Annotated in this window: 17 protein-coding genes and 2 pseudogenes; 2 read left to right on the top strand and 17 right to left on the bottom strand. The window is 37.8% G+C overall.

Annotation, left to right across the window (positions count from 1 at the left end):
- Positions 1-396 precede the first annotated feature (396 nt).
- The 14 genes from AB6E08_RS15530 to AB6E08_RS15465 all read right to left on the bottom strand — a co-directional run bounded on the left by AB6E08_RS15530 (position 397) and on the right by AB6E08_RS15465 (position 13,810).
- Positions 397-813 carry a GFA family protein gene (locus tag AB6E08_RS15530; RefSeq protein ID WP_372066999.1) on the bottom strand — a complete coding sequence of 139 codons (417 nt, stop codon included), beginning with the start codon at positions 811-813 and terminating at the stop codon, positions 397-399.
- A 157-nt stretch (positions 814-970) separates the two neighbouring features.
- A complete protein-coding gene (locus AB6E08_RS15525; RefSeq protein WP_372067033.1) occupies positions 971-1,228 on the bottom strand; it encodes an ATP-binding cassette domain-containing protein in 258 nt (85 codons plus the stop codon).
- Positions 1,209-1,961: an ABC transporter transmembrane domain-containing protein gene (locus AB6E08_RS15520; protein WP_372067002.1), complete on the bottom strand. Its 753-nt coding sequence runs from the start codon at positions 1,959-1,961 to the stop codon at positions 1,209-1,211. Before AB6E08_RS15520 ends, AB6E08_RS15525 begins: the two co-directional genes overlap by 20 nt.
- Positions 1,962-2,015: 54 nt before the next feature.
- Entirely contained in the window at positions 2,016-2,270 is a 255-nt protein-coding gene (locus tag AB6E08_RS15515; protein ID WP_372067005.1) for a hypothetical protein, read from the bottom strand.
- Entirely contained in the window at positions 2,251-3,120 is an 870-nt protein-coding gene (locus AB6E08_RS15510) for a fatty acid desaturase (RefSeq protein WP_372067008.1), read from the bottom strand. The genes AB6E08_RS15515 and AB6E08_RS15510 overlap by 20 nt, the downstream gene beginning before the upstream one ends.
- Positions 3,117-3,461: a DUF3703 domain-containing protein gene (locus tag AB6E08_RS15505; protein ID WP_372067011.1), complete on the bottom strand. Its 345-nt coding sequence runs from the start codon at positions 3,459-3,461 to the stop codon at positions 3,117-3,119. The genes AB6E08_RS15510 and AB6E08_RS15505 overlap by 4 nt, the downstream gene beginning before the upstream one ends.
- A 2-nt stretch (positions 3,462-3,463) precedes the next feature.
- Complete coding sequence (locus AB6E08_RS15500) at positions 3,464-4,549, bottom strand: hypothetical protein (RefSeq protein ID WP_372067014.1); 1,086 nt, start codon at positions 4,547-4,549, stop codon at positions 3,464-3,466.
- A gap of 15 nt (positions 4,550-4,564) precedes the next feature.
- Positions 4,565-6,871 carry a penicillin acylase family protein gene (locus AB6E08_RS15495; protein ID WP_372067018.1) on the bottom strand — a complete coding sequence of 769 codons (2,307 nt, stop codon included), beginning with the start codon at positions 6,869-6,871 and terminating at the stop codon, positions 4,565-4,567.
- A gap of 22 nt (positions 6,872-6,893) precedes the next feature.
- The gene (locus AB6E08_RS15490) at positions 6,894-7,970 is read right to left on the bottom strand and encodes a DUF3419 family protein (RefSeq protein ID WP_372067021.1); all 1,077 of its coding nucleotides are present in this window, start codon (positions 7,968-7,970) and stop codon (positions 6,894-6,896) included.
- 32 nt (positions 7,971-8,002) lie between these two features.
- Positions 8,003-8,713 carry an iron-containing redox enzyme family protein gene (locus AB6E08_RS15485; protein WP_372067024.1) on the bottom strand — a complete coding sequence of 237 codons (711 nt, stop codon included), beginning with the start codon at positions 8,711-8,713 and terminating at the stop codon, positions 8,003-8,005.
- 1 nt (position 8,714) lies between these two features.
- Entirely contained in the window at positions 8,715-9,257 is a 543-nt protein-coding gene (locus AB6E08_RS15480) for a hypothetical protein (RefSeq protein ID WP_372067027.1), read from the bottom strand.
- A gap of 13 nt (positions 9,258-9,270) precedes the next feature.
- Positions 9,271-9,879 carry an FMN-binding negative transcriptional regulator gene (locus AB6E08_RS15475; protein ID WP_372067030.1) on the bottom strand — a complete coding sequence of 203 codons (609 nt, stop codon included), beginning with the start codon at positions 9,877-9,879 and terminating at the stop codon, positions 9,271-9,273.
- Between the two features lie 1,502 nt (positions 9,880-11,381).
- The gene (locus AB6E08_RS15470) at positions 11,382-12,686 is read right to left on the bottom strand and encodes a tyrosine-type recombinase/integrase (RefSeq protein ID WP_372067354.1); all 1,305 of its coding nucleotides are present in this window, start codon (positions 12,684-12,686) and stop codon (positions 11,382-11,384) included.
- A complete protein-coding gene (locus AB6E08_RS15465) occupies positions 12,683-13,810 on the bottom strand; it encodes a tyrosine-type recombinase/integrase (RefSeq protein ID WP_372067357.1) in 1,128 nt (375 codons plus the stop codon). The genes AB6E08_RS15470 and AB6E08_RS15465 overlap by 4 nt, the downstream gene beginning before the upstream one ends.
- Before the next feature lie 562 nt (positions 13,811-14,372).
- Between AB6E08_RS15465 and AB6E08_RS15460 the strand changes: the two are divergent.
- Positions 14,373-14,474 (top strand): annotated as a pseudogene (locus AB6E08_RS15460) (IS5/IS1182 family transposase); the annotation flags it as partial.
- Positions 14,475-15,758: 1,284 nt separating this feature from the next.
- On the opposite strand, the gene AB6E08_RS15455 reads toward AB6E08_RS15460, so the two are convergent.
- Entirely contained in the window at positions 15,759-17,096 is a 1,338-nt protein-coding gene (locus tag AB6E08_RS15455; RefSeq protein ID WP_372160060.1) for an Ig-like domain-containing protein, read from the bottom strand.
- 159 nt (positions 17,097-17,255) lie between these two features.
- Between AB6E08_RS15455 and AB6E08_RS15450 the strand changes: the two are divergent.
- Positions 17,256-17,583: pseudogene (locus AB6E08_RS15450) on the top strand (group II intron reverse transcriptase/maturase); the annotation flags it as partial.
- Positions 17,584-17,806: 223 nt separating this feature from the next.
- On the opposite strand, the gene AB6E08_RS15445 reads toward AB6E08_RS15450, so the two are convergent.
- Both AB6E08_RS15445 and AB6E08_RS15440 read right to left on the bottom strand, forming a co-directional pair.
- Entirely contained in the window at positions 17,807-19,036 is a 1,230-nt protein-coding gene (locus tag AB6E08_RS15445; protein ID WP_135380684.1) for a phospholipase D-like domain-containing protein, read from the bottom strand.
- A gap of 371 nt (positions 19,037-19,407) precedes the next feature.
- Positions 19,408-20,364, bottom strand: coding sequence for a hypothetical protein (locus AB6E08_RS15440; protein ID WP_135380682.1), 957 nt, complete (start codon positions 20,362-20,364; stop codon positions 19,408-19,410).
- Positions 20,365-20,695 lie beyond the last annotated feature (331 nt).

Genomic DNA, 20,695 nt, shown 5'->3' with positions numbered 1-20,695 from the left:
GGCGAGATTTAAATGGCTCTGGAAATGGGTTAAACGTATCACCTTTTATGCTTAACGCTTGTTTCGCTTTCGTCATTAATTGCCCCTATGCATAACGCTTTTCAGTCGGGATATAGTCATTTGCTTCTGGCCATCTTGCTCAACCTTTTTAAGCAACTCAAGCCATATATGGTGGTTATGTGATTTTTGTACGCACACTCGTTATGGGTTACGAAAAAAACACCTGCACTCTAGGGTTGTTAGTTAGCATATGTATTACAAAATCAACTCACCATTAATTAGTCAGTCATCGGTCGTGACACACTTTGGGGCACTTTCGAGTTAGAAAGTGCCACAGATAAAGTGATTCAACCTATGAAAATTCTGGCCAAAAATATCTTAAACACTTGCTCACCGCTAGCCCGGCTGCTTATGGAAAACCTTTACATTAGTTGGTATTTGGTACCAATCTAGTTTTTCACTAACCCAAACATGTGCTTGAGGTTCGAAAATATCAGCTGCCAACATATTAGTTGGTTTTAGCTTTAATTTAACCGTTTGCGGTGCATCTGAATTGAAATGGTAAATTCTGTTTCCACAATTTGGACAGAACATCGCGCAATTACGATTGCCACTATCAGCTAAACGTTCCCAAGTTTTCAGTTGACCAAAAAACTCTATTTTCTCGGTATCGACAACTGCTGTAATGCTAAATGGACTGGTAGACAGTTTTTGGCACTCTGTACAGTGACAAGCAAAGCCCATTAGTGGTTTTTCATACAAGTCATAGGTCACTTGCCCGCACTGACATGCTCCTATAAGTGGATATTCCATTTATTACTCCTCCTCACAACATGAGTGGCAGCTAACTCCGAATTAAGTAACGAGTAACACTACCGTCTAACCTAAGTCATTGCATCGTAAACATAAAGCTCAACTTGAAATTAAAAAATCCGAGAAGTATGTCCCTTCCCCTAATTGTACGAGGAGTTTACCAAGGCCATAACAGTTCAGGTGCTTGAATATAGGCTCTAAGAAAACAGAGCCTACGCTTTTCCCCCCCACTAAGGTTCTGACCATTACCTTGTAAAATAGTATCTAGTGTTAATCTAGACGAGAGCCCTGCTTTATCGAGCTGTTTCGTCAACCAATCATGTTTTACATCTTTTCCAAGAGTGAGGTTGTCATAGACACTTCCTGAGAAAACAAAATTATTTTGCTCTAGGTAATTAGAAGATAGAGGGGTCACTGGTTCTGATGTCAACTATAGCGACACCATCAAATACACTCCGACTGACAGCAAGAGAGACCGTTGCTTGTCTATAATTTTCAAAAAATGGAGCTAAGCGTTTCTCAAAAAAACCTTCGACACGATTAGACTGAATCGTACGTATACCAGAAAACACACCAACAATTTGATCTAATATTTCATCTTCTGCACCGTTTACTCGACCAATATAAGGGCGTCTTAGCCTAAGAATTAGAGTCTTAATCATTGTAGAAATGGCTAGGATAAATATCACAAGCGTAAAGGTTACCCATCCACTAAAAAAGCCAATAGCGCAGCACAAAACAAACAATTCAATGACTAAGGGCAAGCCTCGCGAGACACTTAGGTTTATGAACTGTTCATAAGACCCAATACCTCTTTCAAATTTACTAGCTAGTGAGCCTATCTCTAAGCGTTTGAAATGACTGAAGGGTTTGCGCATCAACTGACTAAACATTGATCGTGATTTAGTTTCGACGTTGAGTTGTACCTCTTGTTCAAAAAAGTACGTAAAAAAAGGAGATATACCGATAGTCACTAGTGTAGATAGCAACAAATAAATTAACAAAGTCTCCATGCTTTCCAGCGATATGGTCTGAGAAACAACATTAATTATTTGCCCGATTAAATAAGAAGGCAAAGCCAAGTTAACCTTAAGAAGAAGCAAAGTAAAAAAGAGTAAAAAATACTTTAGGCAGGTAGCTACATGCATTACTTATCCCCCAATGGTACGACCCATTTCCCCTTATCTATAAGATTCTTTTTTTTAACTCATGTAATTGTTCATTTGTATAAGCATGTCCATCAGTTTTTTATGATATTGAGCACACAGAGCTATCATAACTCTTGGATCAATATGCGGCTTTACATGAACTGCTGGATCAAAGTGATGATATTCCAAATATGGATTACCACAGTCTGTAACTGGACAACCAAAACCGACTTCTTCTCTAAGGGCTTCTTTTACTTTTTTGGAATTAGCATAATTTGTCTTATATAATCTAAGTTTTTTTAAAAACACTTGATATTAGTTTCCTAAAAAGACTAAAGTAACCATGATATTTATATTTTGGGTTGGATGGGTATTGTTCCCTATATACATATATCGCATCAACAGGAATATTTAAATACTGATGATGCTCTGCATGAAAACAACTGTAATTGCTAAACCATCTCATAAAGGCATTAGATGTTACGCTATTAGAATTGAGCATAGAGTCAGTAGAGTTCATATTACATCCGGCGTGAACTGTGAATTCTATAATAGCATGATATAAGGAAGCAATTATAAATGGGATAAACCAATAAAAATAAACAATGTGAACTATATTAAGATAAATGGATAACATTAAAAAAACAGCATAAAACAATAACATACATTTGTAGTCTTGGCAGATATGTTTTTTTTGACGTTCATTCTCTGCCGAAAGCGAAATGTTAAAAATAGATTGGAACATCTTTTTGGTATTATTTACATACGTTACTATCTTAAACACTTCAAGTATCTGATATCCTAGCCTTAAGATTCCTTTTGGCTGCTTAGTAGGATGACACCTGTAATTTTTAGTACCAATGTATTTGTGATGATGAATATGTGAATACTTATATTCGCTAAAATTCTCGAACATAGGGATGCCTAATAAAAAACCTATAACCCTGTCTTGGTTTTTACGAAATACCCCATGTGTTAGTTGGTGCATAAGCTGTGTACCGTGTGCATAAAATACTGCTATTATAAAGGGTAATAGATAACTGTAACCATTAAATACCCCATGAAGAACTAGGAAAAACAAGCTAATACAATAAAATAACAGTTTAAATATAAACCTAGTTTTTGCCCATCGTATTAGTTTTTTATATTCTAATTTCACTCGAAATACTCTCTTAGTTCAATTGGAATAGGAAGCGAGTCAAAAAATCCATGATGCGAACTTCCTGGGTTCCCATTTGGTCTATTTCCCGCTAAAAATGGTAATGTAGTAAAAGCCATTATTGTTCGGAATAGTTGTACTCTGACTTCTGTCCAATCTTTCGTAATGATTCCTATATACAGCATTAATCCATGAACTTTCACGTGTGATATATACGAATTTTTACTAAGAATATGACAATACCCAAGTAAAATCATAGCCTTACCATAGTTAGCTTTGCTTTTTTCAGATAAAGCTTTATCGTAAAATAGAGTATATCCTCTTTTCTGTTTAATATTCATATTTATACCTTCATGTTTGTCATTATCTTTAAACCAAGAGAGTTATATATTTTAGCCAATAACCACCATCCCATTTTTTGTACAGCGGGAAGGTGATCAGTTGCAACCAGATCATATTCCATATGTGCTTTTGCCCCCCTGCGCGTCTTAAACTCTCCTGCACCTGAACTTAAATGCAGTGGTTTATTAAGATATTCTGATTGCTGAATTAAATATCGAATACTAGCCCTGTAAACTCCAAGCTTTCCATTTATATCTTTATGTCCTACTAACCCACTATATATCATCTCACTACCTATATGGTAAGATACAAATCCTACAAGCTCATTGCTGTGTTTAACCCCTACCAAGGAAAACCCGTTTTCTGGGTCGCTTAGAGTTTTAAACCATAACGCTGTATAATCTGCACTATATGATGAGTATTTATTATGATACAAATTTCTATATAAATTCCTTATATTTTCGGATTCTTTAAAATCAACATAATTTAAAATCTCAAATGAAAGCACTCCATTATCAATATTTTTTTTGTCTGATTTTAATGTTTTTCTGATTTTTACAGCTTTTTTCCCAGATTCTTTTAAAATTGAAGGGCTCCATATATATGCTTGTTTAGATAATAAGCACCTTATATTAATCTTATTCGTCTCTACATTCGCACCTTTAAATATAATCGCGTGCCTTGGGAAATTATTCTTAAATTCACAGATGATATCGAGTACTTTAGATTCAGAAAGATTATTTTTGGGGATATTTGGAATTAGGAAATTATTTATATATACTACCCGATTAATATTACAGAGAGTCAATATATAAGATAGTAAGGATATAATAAATATCAACATTGATTTAATTACACCTTTTTCCATTCTTCTAATATAATCAAGGTTATAATCAATGTAATTAACCTTCGGAGATGATAAATACATGTCATTTATCTCGCCATTGTTAATGACAATTGGTAATTTATTCTTATCATTCACATACATTAAAGCGGTCTGATCACAATTACTAATGTAGTTTTTCTGATTTCCGTTTGTATATAAACTAAACATTTTCTCTAAGGACCCTGCTGATTTTAAGTTCATTCTTACTATATCCAATTAATTAGAATCACGATTTGAATAAAATTCAACCTTTCTACTTTTCCCTAATCCAATAAATGGCAACCACTCATGGTCAAGCCACGTGAAATGACCTGTTCGAAAATTGTCAGACATTGGCATGCCTGACTGACCACCAGGCATAGATATCAGTGATTCTTCTAGTCGCGAAGTATCAATTACAAACCGAACAGATGCACCGAATTGTTTATTTGCGACTAATGGCATAAATTTATCTCCCGCTTGTGGAGATTCAGGGTAGTCGTAAAAGTAGCTTATTGGCCAAGGAGCATCACTCATAGGGTGTTTAATACTAAGTTTATTAACCTGCCCCCAACGCAAACAATTAATATCGACACAATTGTTAGTTTTCTTTAAATATGTTTCCTGTATAATATCATATAGATATTCGTTCAAGTCTTTAGTCTTAAAAAAAATCGCTTTATTATTTGTAAGTGCACTTAATACTGTTTCATCGACATGAGAATTTATTTTTCTAAAACTTCTAGTAAGCTGTCTTTTGTCTTCATCATAATAACTGCTTATCTTTGACAAAAATGGTCTATAAAAATCAGATATAATCGATTCTCGTGCACCTTTTACAATAGTATATGAAAGCGAATTTACGTCGGCCCTACCATTCCAATCATCGAAAACCTCGATTAGATCGGTGCTCGCAAACGCCCTCGATTGAAGAGCCTTGTTCAATATTATGAACCACGGCTCTAGGAATTTAGCTGTATTATCGAATTGGACATCAGCGATCTCGTTGATTGATGCAAACTCTAGTTTTTTTAGCCTATCATCGATAAGCCAAGCGCGAGCCCCGTTAACATAATCATCATGACTTATTGTCGCCCATTCAGGTTTTGAAACCATACGATTGTTTGCAGAAATGATGTATCCTGAAGCTGGATTTATTATTCTAGGGTACATACTCGGAGTAGCCCAATCCCATGAATTTCTAAAGTTTGGGCTTGTTGTATATCGATGATCTTTTCGGACTGGAATAGAACCAATTACTGACCAGCCGATGTTACCTTGTATATCAACAACTACTATATTTTGCGGTGGTAACCATACCTTGGGAGATAAATCTAAAACTTCACTGGCATTATTTGCTGTTTCAAAGCTAAGAATATTTAAGTTAATAGCCCGCTCTGTATGAGCCAACCACTTAACAGCATGCTTCTGATTTTCATTTTCGTAGATGATTGGACCGTAACTTGTATGCTCCACTTGAAATGAAGTACTTTTATCTCGGATTTTAATTATTTCAATATCTACTTTTGATGGTTGGTGTTTCTTAGGTAATATAGTTCTATCGCTCCAATCCCCATATGTATTAGTAAGAGCCCAACTAACCAACCCGTTAGAGCCTGCAACAATTATTGGAAGTCCTGGTATTGTAATTCCAAATACACTATGAGAAGACTTAATTTTTATCCCTAACCTATACCAAAGATTCGGTAACGTTAACCCTAGATGGATATCATTAGATAATATTGCACCACCGGACTTAGTCCTTGAACCGGATACAGCCCAAGCGCTGCTCCCATAAAAAGGCTCTGACATACCGATAGAGCCCCATTTATCATTCAAACTTTGCTTTATCTTCAAATCTGTCAGCTTTTGTAGGTTCTCTTTGTGGTTGCTAGAACTTAATTTATAGCTTTGATCCCATTTAGTTATATTAGGAAATAAAAAATCAAAGTTGCTAGGGAAAGACTCCTTTAATAATGTTCTTATGTACTCCTTATCTGCATTTTCATCTTGTAACACCAAGTACATCGTGAAAACTACTAGTAGTGAATCTACAGCCTCCCATTCTTTAGGCTTAGAATTGAGCACAATGTATTCCAGTGGACGTAGCCTTAAGCTGCTATAACCTGCATTTACGCCTTTTGCATAACTATCCAGTATTCGTCGTTGGCTCAATGGTAAATTTATGTACAATTTTTCCGCTCTTACTCTTAGTTGATGTACTCGTGATTTCTTATCAGCCTCATGAGTCTTTTCTCCAAACAATTCTGATAGCTCCCCTGAGCTTTTTCTTCTAAGTAAATCCATCTGAAAAAAACGATCACGAGCATGATAATACCCAGTAATCAAAGCAGCGTCAGAACGATTTTCCGCACTAATAACTGGCATTCCAAAATCATCAACTACGACATTACCACCACTAGTTAATTGATTAAGATATATGGCATTTTTGTTATTATGCTGTGATAAAAAAATAATTGACAAAAAAGTTATAGTCGAAATGACTGCTATAGTAAATACTGTATAAATAATCTTTTTTCCCATATCAGACCTACAATAACATAAGTTAAATTTTTGAATAACATTGTAATTTCCAGAGTGAAGTTTTTTCAATTGGAAGATTTAGCTCATCTAATTTAATTTTATCATACCCAAAATAATCAGGGTTAGTAATCCTTAAGTGACCACGTGTGACTACTTTGCATTCAGGTAATAAATTGTCACTAATATCTAATAGAAAACTATTTTCAGAACCATTAACCATAAAAGACGGAACGTCGGACATAGAAACGAAATCGAACTTTGATAGGTTGTCTCTAATTGCAGAAACTATGTCATTTTTTTGATAGTAAACCTTAGTACTATCTAATGCTAGTTTCACACTATTAAATATTTCCTCGTCAGCTTCCAACATTGATTCTTGTGAATTTTTCAATTTTCCTAGTAGTAACATTTGTAAAAAAAAAGATTCCTTACAAAGTACATTTCTAAATAAATATTCAAACATTTTTTTATAGCATGAATAAGTACTTCCCTCTAAATTTTTCTTTGGAAAATCACCGCGATAAAGTAAAGTATTAAGGGCTACTCCATTACCAAATATTAGTATCGCTAGATTCCAACGTTTCGACGGAAAATACTTGGAATCGAAAAAACGTCTTTGTTCTACAAGATCATCGAAACCAAACAATCTATCTAAAGAGTCGCCAAGTATAAATCTTATTAATTTTGACAACTTGATCAGCATTTTTTCAAATTCACCTTGATAAATTATTGGGCCCCAATTTTCGCATTCAAACTGCCTTATTAATCTAGATTTAACATCGTTATCTAAAATTATTGTATCAAATATCTTTTTTCTATTATCATTTGTCACAGGGTGTTCTGGATACCCTAAAAGCCTCATAAAATCATAATAATTGAGCTGCTTAATACTCTCAATTCTCAACATGGTTAAATCTAATTGCTCTTGTAGTACATCAACACAAGTTAATACTTTTGGACGTTTACCTATTAATGGTACAACCCTACCTCCACTTCCAGAAATTGAAATAACATTCTCACAATCATTTGGGATTATGCTATATTCAGAAATAGTATCCTCATCGCCTAGGGTATAATTTAGTTTACTAAAATATGACATTAATTAGATTCCTAAATGGTAAAAATATGACACTACTTCCCTAGGAATACGTATCGTTCACTAGTTCCTGAGATATATTTTTGATATTCTTCATACACATCATCTAGTATTCTAGCAGTAAGCTTCAAAGAATTTTCCATCACAGAGATAACGCTTGAGACGTCGTCCTCTGTAGTACAAACATGTTCTAGCATCTCGTTAACCTCTTCGGCATGCTTGGCATCGATTGCTGAGTGTGCTACAAAAAATTTCATATCTTTATCTTTTAGATCAATAGTTTCCTTTAATGAAGTCAAAACTGGATTTATGTACTTGTAGACGCTTTCAGCCCAAAAACTGTACCCAAGCCTTTGAACCGGGTTCCCAGTAATAGAGATCCAATATAAGTAAGCTATTAAGGTTTCGGTTGCTGCTAGAGGTTTAAGACTCAATACTTTATGTTTATCAAACCCTATACTCCCTATGTCACTCAACGCCATTAGTTCATGCCCCGCCTCCTCATGAGCATGGTCGAAACAATACGCTTGATATTTCCCCGATATATTATTGGCTACTGCTCCAACCAATGCTTGGTTACGCGCATTGTGTTTTGTGTAATGATATGTTTCAATCATATATATTGCGTATAGCTCTTTAGTTGCTTTTCCATCCAATACGGTTTGGATAAAATCCGAATTTTTTAAGATGTCATCCCACATTGAACTAACAATTTTTTCTAACTTAGATATTTCAAAAACTTCCATTTCACTTCCCTTTAATAATTTCGTATGTTTTATTTATATCACCCAATAATATTACATACTCTAAATTTGAATGTTCATCTATATGTTTGCTATTGTTTATTACTTCACAACCAAACTTTTGATACAGTTTTACATAATTAGGTTGGCACTTGGCTATGTAAAGATTTTGGGGGAGCTGACATTTAGCCCAAGCGCAAACATAACCAAGTAAACTTTGATATAACCTCCTCCCCATAAAATCAGGGTTAACGCATAGCCTTGATATAAAGACAGAGTCATTAATTAACTCTTCTGGTAAAAAACGTTTTACATTTCGCATTTCCTTGCTATCTAAATTATTAATATCAGTAAGACGACAAGAAGCGACAACACCGTCATGATTGTGACCACAGAACAAATATGACAACTCATCTTGAATAAGCTCATTACAAAATTGTTTTGAACCGTATGTTAGATGTTCAAGTTCCGCAAAATCGTGTGTATTTAACCGATGGAACAATAGCTTAGTGTATTTTATTTTGCAGTCAACTAGTTGGAAATTCATAAAATCACAACTCTTACTTCATATAATCAAATAAGTAATTAGTCTTCTTAGGTTCTTCAATCGACAGGTTTTCTTTTACAGATAAGTAATCTTCCAATTTTCTGTTTTGGCCAACTTTAAATTTACATTTACCATCAGATGATTTTAAAAAATACCCTGTAATTAGTTTGCTAAGCCGAGCAACGAATTCTTCTGGCATTATTTCGTCGTTCTGCAATGTCGGCTCGTATAAATTAACTTGCTTTATAAGATGCTCTGCAAGTTCAGCGTCCGTCTGCTTTCTCACCTTACCTTCAAAATGAGCCACGATATAATTCCATGTTGGTACTGCTGGTTTATTCTTATACCAGCTTGCATTAATATACGAATGCGGCCCCTTAACTATTAGTATAGATTTTTCATTCGAGTCTAGTGACTTAATATGACCGTTGTTATTTGACAAGTGAAACGAAAATTCCCATTCGGTTTCATCTTCTTTTTCTAATACTATTGGCAGATGGGATATTTTAATATCCCCATCAGAATCAGAAGTAATTAGAGTCGCAAAACTGTTCTTTTCAATGACTTCTCGAATTTTTTCTCTGTCCGTCACATTAAACTTATCTGAAATATAAGAATACACAATACCACACCTTTTTGTTAATTAATTTCATTATCACACGTCCTTTGTTAAATTTAGTTTAACGCTGATAGAACCCAATTTGATTCCATGCTTCTAACGATAATTTCTTACTAAAGAAAAAGGAATATTTTTTTTATAAAAAACATATAATTTATGCCAATTCAACTAGTTTTTGCTTGTGTGGGGGTATGCGATTTAAATAATCAGTGGCAATTTAACACCCAAATTTTAAGCTAAAAATAGCACGATTTTAAACGTTCTCTCGCAACATCGCGGTCATCCATCCTCTGAAACAAAGATCCTTTTAATTTTGGAGATATCTACTATTTAATGATCTTATAACCAGTATTTAGTAAGTATAATTGTTTGTCGTAAAAATTTCGATTCGTAACAAGATCTAATATTTAGTGCCACTATAAATCCCTAAATAATATAAATTATATAAATTATATTTAAATTATCAATTAAGAAGCTTTGTATGTGTTAGCTTAGTTTTAGGTTATTAAAGGAAACCTGAACATTTCTATGACCTAATCCTTAATCTCTGTTTGTCTTTAATGATTTTTTGAACCGTGTCAGTTCACCTCCCTAGCTTGGGAGGACAAATCTTATAAGTTTAGAGATAATTCAAATAATTTGGTCCATTAAATTATGATTTCTTTTGTAAAAATAAGTGAGGTACCATGAAAAATAGAAATCCAGCAAAAAAAACCATAAAATTTACGAAGTTTAGGAACTATTTGAGCTATCTTCGGATTAAGTTTAGATTTTTTAAATTTAGAAAAAATAGAAATAGATCTCTCGATGTAAGATACTTTTCTGACCATCTAAAAAAAGACATTGGAGTATATGATAAGGATCACTAACATCATTAATATCTCTTCGTACTCTTGTCTTACTGGTTGTGTCATAAAGTTTAGTTGCACTGCATGCGCACTGATTTTTAGATGCAATTAGGCTGCTGTATCTAAAATGTCTCCCAAGCAGATAATCCTTCAGGATTATTGAGCTGTCCATTTTTTAATTATCGACCATAGTTCTACTCCTACAAGGATGGAACTAGCTTCCTCAGCAGGTTTCCATCCCAGGCACCGATGCATCTTACCTTGCCAATGACTGTGCTCAACTATTAGGCAATGGTCAATATTGTGTGGAGACCGATGAAAAAGAGTACTTCTTTTCATCATCAATTGAAAAGGGGGACGAGGTTCACTCAATAGAAGCAATCCCTTTACTTGATAGCCTGCTAATTCGGAAAACTGGTGAAATTCAAATGGGCTTGTAGGACTCTTGGTCAGATAACTTGCTGTGATTAATAACCAAATCTCCACTTTATTGTCATCGTTCGAGCTGAACAAAAGGGAACTAGCGATCTCGATGGATGTTATTGGATGATCTGGTCAGGTGAAAATACGCATACGACAAGCTATTTTCTTCTCTTAAAAATGCTCAACACTAGCACTTTAAGTTTAGTCATGGCTTTATTCCAACAGAGATTTTAATCACCATTCCCAAAAATCCATTTCATATCTAAACCGTTCAACCTCCTCATCGGTAAGTTCAGGTACTGCTTTGATAGGTCTTCCTCTGCGTTTGAAGGGAGATTTCGTCGGCTTAGGTTTGGAGGCTCTCACTTTTCGAGTTTTAGGGTTATTCACAAGCTGGCCTGATAATATTCCACTCATAACTTCCCCTATTGCCTCAGCAGATTGTGAGACCTGCGCATCATCCACATGAGCATAACGAAGCGTGGATGAAATACGCGTGTGACCCAACAGTTTCGACACCATTGGGATAGGATACCCCTCTAACACCGCATAACTGGCAAAGGTATGACGCAAATCGTGAATGCGAACATCCTCGATATGGGCTAAGGCTCGCACCTGTTGCCAGACCATACTAACCTTAGTCGACCGACTCACAAAACGACGCAAGGGCATAAACACATCATCGTGTGATTCGCTACGATGCGCCCATACTTGCTGTGGTATGTCTGAAAGGACTTGCTGCGCTTCCTTGCCCACATACACCACCTTCGCACCCGTTTTACTGTCCGGCAAGTGCCACTCCCTGCCTTTAACAAACGACCATTGCAGTCCTGTTACCTCTGAAATTCGACACCCCGTTAACAGCACCAGTTTTAGCACCTGACAACAGCACGCTTCCAGTTCACCTTGCTGGCTGACCACCGTTAATGCCTTCTGCAGTCGCGCTAACTCATCCAAACTCAAAAAACGATTGAGCTTTTTTTTGCGATTTTGCTTAAGACCATCACAAGGGTTGTTCATGCAATAACCTTGCTTCACCGCATATTTGAAGATAGAACGAAGCACATCAAGATTACGATTAGCTGTCCCTGCGTAACTCTGACTCAATTCATCAAACCAACGATGCACATGACACGAATCAATACGACTGACAGGAAAACGTCCAAACTCGGGCAACAAATGCCTTTTTAAGGCGCTCGACGCTGTCCCTTGTGTACTCAGTTTCCACCCCTTGCAGACCTTATCCGTCCATTCTTCTTTCACCAACGCATCAAAGCGAATCAACCGTATCGGTTTCGTCTCTTTGTCTAAAAAAGAGGCCTGTAAAGCTTGTACGTGTTGTCTCATTTTTTTTAGTGTCAGTTGCCCCACTGTCCCCAACGTCTTATTGGGAATGGATAAATGAGTCACATAGAAACGGCGACCATCGGTATAAACTCGAACACCTAACGCTGGAACTTGGGTATCCCACACCGTATACGTTCTAGTTTTTGAATTCAGTGATTGAATGACTTTAGAAGTGAATAACAGTGACTTCATGAGCTCATCCCCTTAACGAGTACTCCCGACACATGAGAGGCCGCCTGACACACGTCCTCACGTCCCAAATGCGCATACTTTAGCGTCGTTTCTGCTTCAGCATGCCCCAAAAGACGACTAAGCACGATCAAGTTCACCTTCGACTGAATGGCAATACTGGCGTAGGTGTGACGTAAATCATGCAAGCGCACACCTTCTAATCCGGCTAACTGGCGAACCTGTCGCCAGAAAATACCCAACTGATTGGTTGATATAGGTTGGGTGTTACAAGGGGCCGGAAACAGGTAAGGACTCTCTGATTTCCATGCATCAAGATAAGCTCTGACTTGTGAGCAAAGGTAAACCGTTTTCGCCCCCGTTTTACTGTCTAATAAATGCCAGTGATTACCTCGGTACTCTTTCCATTGCAAGGTTCTCACTTCCGATGAGCGGCAACCTGTGTATATTAACAGACGTATTATCATAACCTTAGCTGGGTTATCGCCCTCTAACGTGTCTAACACTCTCCAGAGCTGACGCAATTCGTCTTTACTAAGATAGCGCTCCACCTCTCCTGCTTTATAGCGCTTGAAACCACGGCAAGGATTGGTATTTTTAGGACGATATTCCCACGTTTCACATTGCTGCATCATAACCGACAGCAACACTAACGCTTGGTTGGCTGAGCCTTTCACATGGCTTAACTGGGTAAACCACTGCTCAACATCCTTTCGAACAATGGATTGCACTTCCCTATCTCCAAGATAAGGCGCTATCTGAAGACGAAAGGCACTTTCGTTCTTTTTCAAAGTGTTCGGTTTCCAATGACGAGGATAACGCTTGAAAAACTCTTGGCCGAAAGCCTGTAGCGTTATGGAGGGCAAGGTTTCCATTTTTGGGCTGCGCACCTGCTCAACAAGCTGCAAGGCTTCTCGTCTTGCTTGACGTAAAGAGTAATCTAACACACCACCTAACTTATGATTCCTCCTCAATCCGTTATGCTGAAAACGAACAAAGAACACTCGCTTTCCTGATGGATAGACTCGTAAGTACAGCGTAGACACCTTGGTATCATAGTATTCTCGTGTGGTCGAAGTCGGTTTAACGCGTTCGACAAATCGTTGAGTAAGAGACCTTTTTTGCATTTCAAGCTCCTGTTTACAGGGGCATATTTGAGTCATAAACTGACTATCAAATATGCATTTAAACTTAAAAACAAAAACTAATAATCATTTATTTTCAATAACTTACTACAGACAACCATCCATAATCACCAGATTATGACGTGGTGTGTGGGATTGGATTGAGGGAGACAGGGCCACTTCGTTAAACGCTTGCATAATTTGTGCTTTCTCTAAGGCTTTATATTATTAGGTAAAGTCGCCCATATTAAAAGGGGTTGGGGTGAAAAATGGATCACACTACTAAAAAGCCGCAACACCTTTTAGGAATTCAGGGCCATTCGTAAAACGAAATAACAGTAAAATATGACTTTAGAAAGGCGATATTGTATCCGTCATTCCGCCCTCAATTTAATAATTAAAATAGTATTATCCAGCGTTCATTTATCAGTAAAAAAACGGCACCATCTTGACCGAGCTCGGCAGTTTTGATCTATTACTGTTATTGGCTTTGTTGCGTAATTCAGTGGAACTAAATCATGAACCTACGATCTGTTCAGCTACGTCCACTACCTCTCATAGCCCTATGCCTAAACATCGTCACAAAACAATCAACTGGAAGCAATACAGCCAATCACTCATTAACTGCGGGTCTCTGACCTTTTGGATTGATGAAGAGGTGATAAGTGGCTGAGCGCAAAGCAAAGCCGATTGGCGCGATGGTACGTCCAAGAATCTTGTTATTTCTAGCCTGTATTTGGGGGTGAAAGTGCACCTGTATTTTCAGTTATTCACCACACCCCAACAGACAACACAAATAGTTCACCAAAACTCAATTCCATTTGAATAATTCTTCGACCCAATCAGCAACCTCTCCCAATAGACTGATATCCCGAACAACGCCAAAAATAAAAGACACTATTTGGCCAATAGAAATTCGTTTCTTCATTAAATACTCCATATTTCAGATCTAAAAAAACCACCTAACAGCGGCGACAGAGACTAAAAATATTTGTTCAACCTCTCCACAATATTTTGTTGTTACCTAATAGGTAGGTTAATTATCAAATGCGATTTAGTGTGATCGTGTGACTTCATAACTTGATCTGAGACCAAAAAGTCTAACGCGTTAGACAAAGTAGTCCTGTTACTACAATTCGACATATGTGTGTAAAGCAAGTAAAGAGGTCGAGAAAGCATAACTCTCCTCCATTACTAGCTTTTAAATGACACTCACATCAAAATACAACAAAAAAGGGAGAGAGCAAGCGCCAAAGATAACCATCCCTAGCTTTAACGACATTAAATAAAACAACTGTTAACAACAAAAACTTAACTAGTCTACTTTAGATCTTTGGTGTTCATTATTCCTACTATGTTAAACGGGCGAGTTAGCTCTTCAGAGCGATTTATAGAAAAAAAATCAGCATGTCCATTTGAAGCAAGAACCGCACAATGATACCCATTGTTCATACTTTGTGAATTTTGACGTAACTGATTAATACTATGAGCAAGCTCAGCTTTGAACTCAGAAAAACTTAATGCCGTGACTTTGGCTCTGTCGAAAAGAGCATGAAGTAATTGAACCTGTTCGATATTTCTCAGGTAAGCGACTTTACGTTCACGAGTTAGGAGAGAGAATTTAAACTCTTTGGGATAGCCACTGCTATGCAGTGAAATTGGGGTAGCGATGCGTGTATAGTATACGCTATTTGGAAGTCTCAATAAGTACATCTGCGCAAGATGATTTTCGAGGTTTTAGATAAGAAAAACCGGTTTAAAAACAGCAGTTTAATCTTTAAGGGTAGTGGAAGAATAGGAATTTGAAAATTATCTCCAGCATTCCCATTTAAAATAACCTATTGCTATTAGCTAGTTATACTATTGGGTGTGTGTACACCTACGAAAAAGATAACCACCTGCCGAAGTAGGTGGTTATAGGTTTGAAGCTCAAGAATTCATACGTTAAACGTTAAGGAACTGAGACGCAGGACGCGTACAACTCCCCTTCTCCCATACTAGCCCCTTCGTTGCCATTCTTGAGGCTTACATTTATAAAACCAGGTCCACGACTTGTACTTGACCAGTAACTGCTCCTGACTGGCCAGCCGCGCGCGTTGAACATATTGCCGTATGTCTTGAAGAGCTCTAACTTTAACTCATTTTTTGTTGCCAAACGCCAGTTGGTGCGTCCTGCTAAACCCTGGTTACTATATGTGGCACATAATCTAGATGCATTCTCCCAGGTGAACCAAAAGAAATCTCCAGCAGGCCCAGAAGTTCCAATTTCTTGCGTAAAACCATTATTGACACTTCCTCCGAGGCTATGAAGAGCGATTTTTGATGGTGAATTGGTAAACAACTTCCCACTCCCAGTATCGAATATATCAATACATGAAGCACCAGTGAGCGTACATGTATATACATCCACGCTCACTGTGTTACTGGTGACGCTGTCTTTAGTAGCGGTTATCGTTGTTTGGCCGACGTTGACGCCAGACAGGAAGCCAGTCGGCGTTACTGTCGCGGTACTCAGATCATCCGACGTCCAAGTGACGGAATCGCTCACATCGGAGGAAGTGGTATCACTGTAGGTTGCGGTTGCGGTTAGGGGCCTCATTTGACCTTTTGCCAAGGTACTCGATGGCGGTGTGACCGCAATCGCGGTGATGACCGCCGCGCTGACCTCCACGCTCACTGTGTTGCTGGTGACGCCATCTTTAGTGGCGGTTATCGTTGTTTGGCCGACGTTGACGCCAGACAGGAAGCCAGTCGGCGTTACTGTCGCGGTACTCAGATCATCCGACGTCCAAGTGACGGAATCACTCACATCGGAGGAAGTGGTATCACTGTAGGTTGCGGTTGCCATTAGTGGTGTCAGTTGACCTTTTGCCAAAGAAACCGAAGGCGGTGTGACCGCAATCGCGGTGATGACCGCAGCGCTGACCTCCACGCTCACTGTGTTACTGGTGACGTTGTCTTTAGTGGCCGTTATCTTTAGGACTCCTAATGCTTTGCCTATTAATTTTTCCGACTCTACAAAATATCCAACATTCTCGTTACTGGATCGCCAAATACTTAAATCAGTTAGCACCTTTGAAGAGTGATCAGAATAATGACCTATTGCAATGAAAGTTTGTTTGTTACCTTTCGCCAGCGTTAATTTACTTGTCCCCCGAGTTCCTGCTGAGGATACGCTAATATCGATTCGTTCTAACGTTAAGGTTGGTTTTACAACCTCTTCTGATAGTTCTGAATTACAACCTGTCAGGAAGATGATAAAAAGATATATGGATATAATTTTATTCATGGTTTTATATATTAATATTAAAAATAGGATTACTGAAGATCGGGTAATAAACGGTGGGATGACAATCATTTAAGATAATTTATGACTTTTAGGGGCTTTGTTGCGTAATTCAGTTTAGAGACAGAGTCGTCCCGTTCCGTGTATTTCGACGACAAGTTTCAGGTAGTCGGATATGTAGGTAACAAGCTATTCCATACGATGGTACTGGGCTAAAAGGCGTCATCCAACAAAGTCTAAAACTTGGATCGCCCTAAAATACTTCATCAACCGAAAAGGCCAGTGGCAGTTTCACGGTTGGCAGAAGATCATGGATATGGATTGCCAGTTCAATCTCTTCCAAATAGCCAAAGTGCCAATAGAAAGGCATGTGAAAATCCGAAGTGCAGTGACACCATTTTACCCTCAATACCAAGAATACTTGGCTAAAAGGAAGTCCAAAAGGCTAGCTCGTAACTATTGGAACGAACCTGCTCCGACTGCTTTATAAGTTGCTGAGTATCATTTGATGCCTTTGTGGAGGCTTGAGCCTAGTGCAGTGAAAGTTGCACGCTGGGTTCTTAGGGAGACGGCACTTGGTAACAAGTGTCGTCCACCCGACAGATCTAAGCTAGCTCGTTGTTGGACAAAACTGAGTTATATAGGTTACTAAATTAGCGTTTTACGGATTACTTGGGGTATAGCAAAGCCTCTAAAGTAGTGGCCAATTTGACTTATCCACTGCACTCAACATCTCTTAGGTTTAGCAAGGCTATTGCCTTATCTGTTTTCTTGTTCCAAACGTAATATTTATCTGGATAAACCCAGCCATTAACCTCTTGAATGACGGACTCCCCAATACCTGCTAGGCCCTGACCACTTTGAGCTTTCGTTCTCTGAGCGTTCGCAAATCTCTCCCTATAGCTAACTCTCTGGTCAATCAAATTGTCAATAAACGCCTTGATAAGTCGCGCAGTCCCCTTTTCCTTAAGCCTTTGCCTGTTAACATCATGAGTTTTGAACGAATGAAATGTACTTAATGCCAGGAGCAAGTCTTCAGTTGTCACCGTGGATTTATTAAAGAGACGCAGTGTAGTTTCAGCATTCTTTTTTACCCTGTCGAGATAACTAAAACCCGTTGTTTCAGCCGTTTCACCACACCACTTCGCATAATTTCTGAATAGGGATTTGAGCTCAATTTCCCGCTTTTGAGCGCTCAGGCTAGGAGAAATACTCTGTCCGGTATCGACAATGAAATGGTAAAAATGGTCTACGACAAAGTGGGTTGAATAGTTGGAAAAGTGGTCTTCTAGAACATCAGAACATGTTCTTTTAATGAACTCGCAAGCTCGGTGCACCAACTCGTATTCTAGCGGCAACTCCTCGTTATCAGTAAACGAATAACTAACCTGTGCTGGCTGCGACCATTCCTCTTCAAACTTACGTAGGATAGATTCAGTGAGCTCCTTACCCGCATTAAAAATAGCGCCAGCTTGCTCATAAGCGTCTTCAGCCTGGCAACCACGCAGAATTACATTTGTTTCTATGTTTCTATAAAAACCGTTTTGAGTCATATTGGACGAACCTACCATCGCCCAGCACTCTCGCTCCATGTCATCAAATAAGCCTCCAGCTCTCTCAGAAGCAAGCACGTAGAGCTTTGAATGAAGCTGTGGGTCAATATACCTAATCTGAATGTCGTGCTCGTGCTCTTCTCTAAACTTAAACAACCGCCTTAACGAGGCTGGGTGTGTAGAAGGATTCAATGATATGAGGAGCTTAAGACTTTTGTTTCTGCCTTTATTAAAGAATTCTTCGACGTATTGTGAATCGGTAAAATACGGAGAAATAAAAAAACCATCCCGATAAGTTCGCTTTTTTATCTCTGGTAAGAGTTTTTCCGCAGCGTTGCCATTATCACTGGATATAGACGTGAATATTTCAGGGGTTGGTTGATTGCTCATAGTCTCTAACTTCACTCAAATAATGTTCAGGGATAACCAGACAGTTTTGTTTACTTGAATAACAACTAATTTGCCTTAAGATTCTTCATGAAATTGGGTGGGTTTTTGCGTAAACCACCAAATAATTAATGAGTAAAAGCAATACTCAATCCTCCCTGTGACTGTCAGTTCGATTAATTAAATAACCCTACTAACACAACAAGAAAAAGAGTTTTAGCTTAACAATGTCCCTCGGGAGATGGGGGCACTTTCAAGGTGGAAAGTGCCGACCGTAAAGGCTCTGGACATAAACGTTTTACGTATGTTGCTCTAAAGTACTTCGTTCAAATTAGAAAAATATCTTGAAACCTTAAACGTTCGTTAGCAGTACTTTACTCCGCCATTATTTTTGCCCACATGTGTGCACAGTAGCCACATACATCATCGTCTGAAATTTCTTCAGGGGGAATGCTAGCACCACATCTTGAGCATTCATGCGTTGCTGAATTACCACATGCAACGCATACACCTTCATGAAAAAGATAACTCCCATCAAAACAGGAGGGGCAATCTATAACTGGACTATCGCCACCGTCTTTATGAGATAGGTATACGTCATCAACAAAATAATCATTAATTGCTTCATTTACTATGTTTTCATAGTGAAACTCGCTATCGCATGAGCGACATTTAAATGAAGTTTCCAAAGCTTGGCCTGTATCGGATGTTGATTCTAGTAACCCAGAACCGCATTCGGTACAGTTATATGCTTGTAATGCATACAAAATTTCATTACTAAAATAGTCTAATTTTTCTAATGAAGCGTCACATTCCTGTTTTTCTTTTTCGTAAACTTCGTTTACATCGACTAATATTTTCCAATACTCTTCGCCTAGCAATTCTCTCGGATCTTCTTCGAGTTCATCAACTATAAAGTTACGAATAATTATAAAAGAATCAGAAATTAGCTGTTGAACCGACTCATTATTCATCGTGCTGTAATAATGTTCAATATCATTACGGTATTTATTAATTCTTTCTAATCTTTTCCACTCTACAGTTATCCCGAGAGATTCAAAGCGATCCTTAATATTTTGAACATCGACAGTTTTTTTGCCTTTCCCAATCCAGTTTACGGCTCCAGTGGCATCAAATGCGGGTAGTACTCTTTGTTTTATTAAGGCTTCGTCGGAATCCTCAGGACTAAGCTCGCAGAGCCTGTGCTTAAATAGGAGCAATATTCCAGCAAATATATTTCTAGTCGAGGATACTATTCTTCGTTCGTCTGTAGATTCAAAGTCTTCTAAGCCAATAGCTATAGAATCAATCGCATTTTTCAGGATGCTCATAGACTTCCTTGTAGTACTGATAAGTTTGTTAATGCAAACACGCTCATATCTGATAACAGATTAACCTAAAGCCCTATTCTAATCACGTGATTTACTAAATAAATGTGAACCATTACATCAGCATTCAATAGAAAAACCATGCGCTTTCGTGTCCCCAGGTAAGCGGTTTCACTTTGTCTAATATAAGCGCATGTAACGTAGAGATGTTTCTAGAAAAAGAGTTGAATAAACACTAATCGAAGGTACTCGTTTGGTCACTTGTCACACTCCATTCCTTTAATTGAGTGATATGCTGTATGACTACATAACCATAAATGTTATATCGAGCATA

This window comes from Vibrio sp. 10N.247.310.24 (genome assembly GCF_041467175.1).
Classification (GTDB): domain Bacteria; phylum Pseudomonadota; class Gammaproteobacteria; order Enterobacterales; family Vibrionaceae; genus Vibrio; species Vibrio tasmaniensis_A.
The sequence above is the reverse complement of the archived record's forward strand: the minus strand, read 5'-3'. Positions and strand labels throughout refer to the sequence as shown.

Coding starts and splice junctions, on each gene's coding strand:
- AB6E08_RS15530 (WP_372066999.1), bottom strand. CDS start 813: ATGGAATATCCACTTATAGGAGCATGTCAGTGCGGGCAAGTGACCTAT.
- AB6E08_RS15520 (WP_372067002.1), bottom strand. CDS start 1,961: ATGCATGTAGCTACCTGCCTAAAGTATTTTTTACTCTTTTTTACTTTG.
- AB6E08_RS15505 (WP_372067011.1), bottom strand. CDS start 3,461: ATGAATATTAAACAGAAAAGAGGATATACTCTATTTTACGATAAAGCT.
- AB6E08_RS15500 (WP_372067014.1), bottom strand. CDS start 4,549: ATGAACTTAAAATCAGCAGGGTCCTTAGAGAAAATGTTTAGTTTATAT.
- AB6E08_RS15495 (WP_372067018.1), bottom strand. CDS start 6,871: ATGGGAAAAAAGATTATTTATACAGTATTTACTATAGCAGTCATTTCG.
- AB6E08_RS15490 (WP_372067021.1), bottom strand. CDS start 7,970: ATGTCATATTTTAGTAAACTAAATTATACCCTAGGCGATGAGGATACT.
- AB6E08_RS15485 (WP_372067024.1), bottom strand. CDS start 8,713: ATGGAAGTTTTTGAAATATCTAAGTTAGAAAAAATTGTTAGTTCAATG.
- AB6E08_RS15480 (WP_372067027.1), bottom strand. CDS start 9,257: ATGAATTTCCAACTAGTTGACTGCAAAATAAAATACACTAAGCTATTG.
- AB6E08_RS15470 (WP_372067354.1), bottom strand. CDS start 12,686: ATGAAGTCACTGTTATTCACTTCTAAAGTCATTCAATCACTGAATTCA.
- AB6E08_RS15465 (WP_372067357.1), bottom strand. CDS start 13,810: ATGCAAAAAAGGTCTCTTACTCAACGATTTGTCGAACGCGTTAAACCG.
- AB6E08_RS15455 (WP_372160060.1), bottom strand. CDS start 17,096: ATGAATAAAATTATATCCATATATCTTTTTATCATCTTCCTGACAGGT.
- AB6E08_RS15445 (WP_135380684.1), bottom strand. CDS start 19,036: ATGAGCAATCAACCAACCCCTGAAATATTCACGTCTATATCCAGTGAT.
- AB6E08_RS15440 (WP_135380682.1), bottom strand. CDS start 20,364: ATGAGCATCCTGAAAAATGCGATTGATTCTATAGCTATTGGCTTAGAA.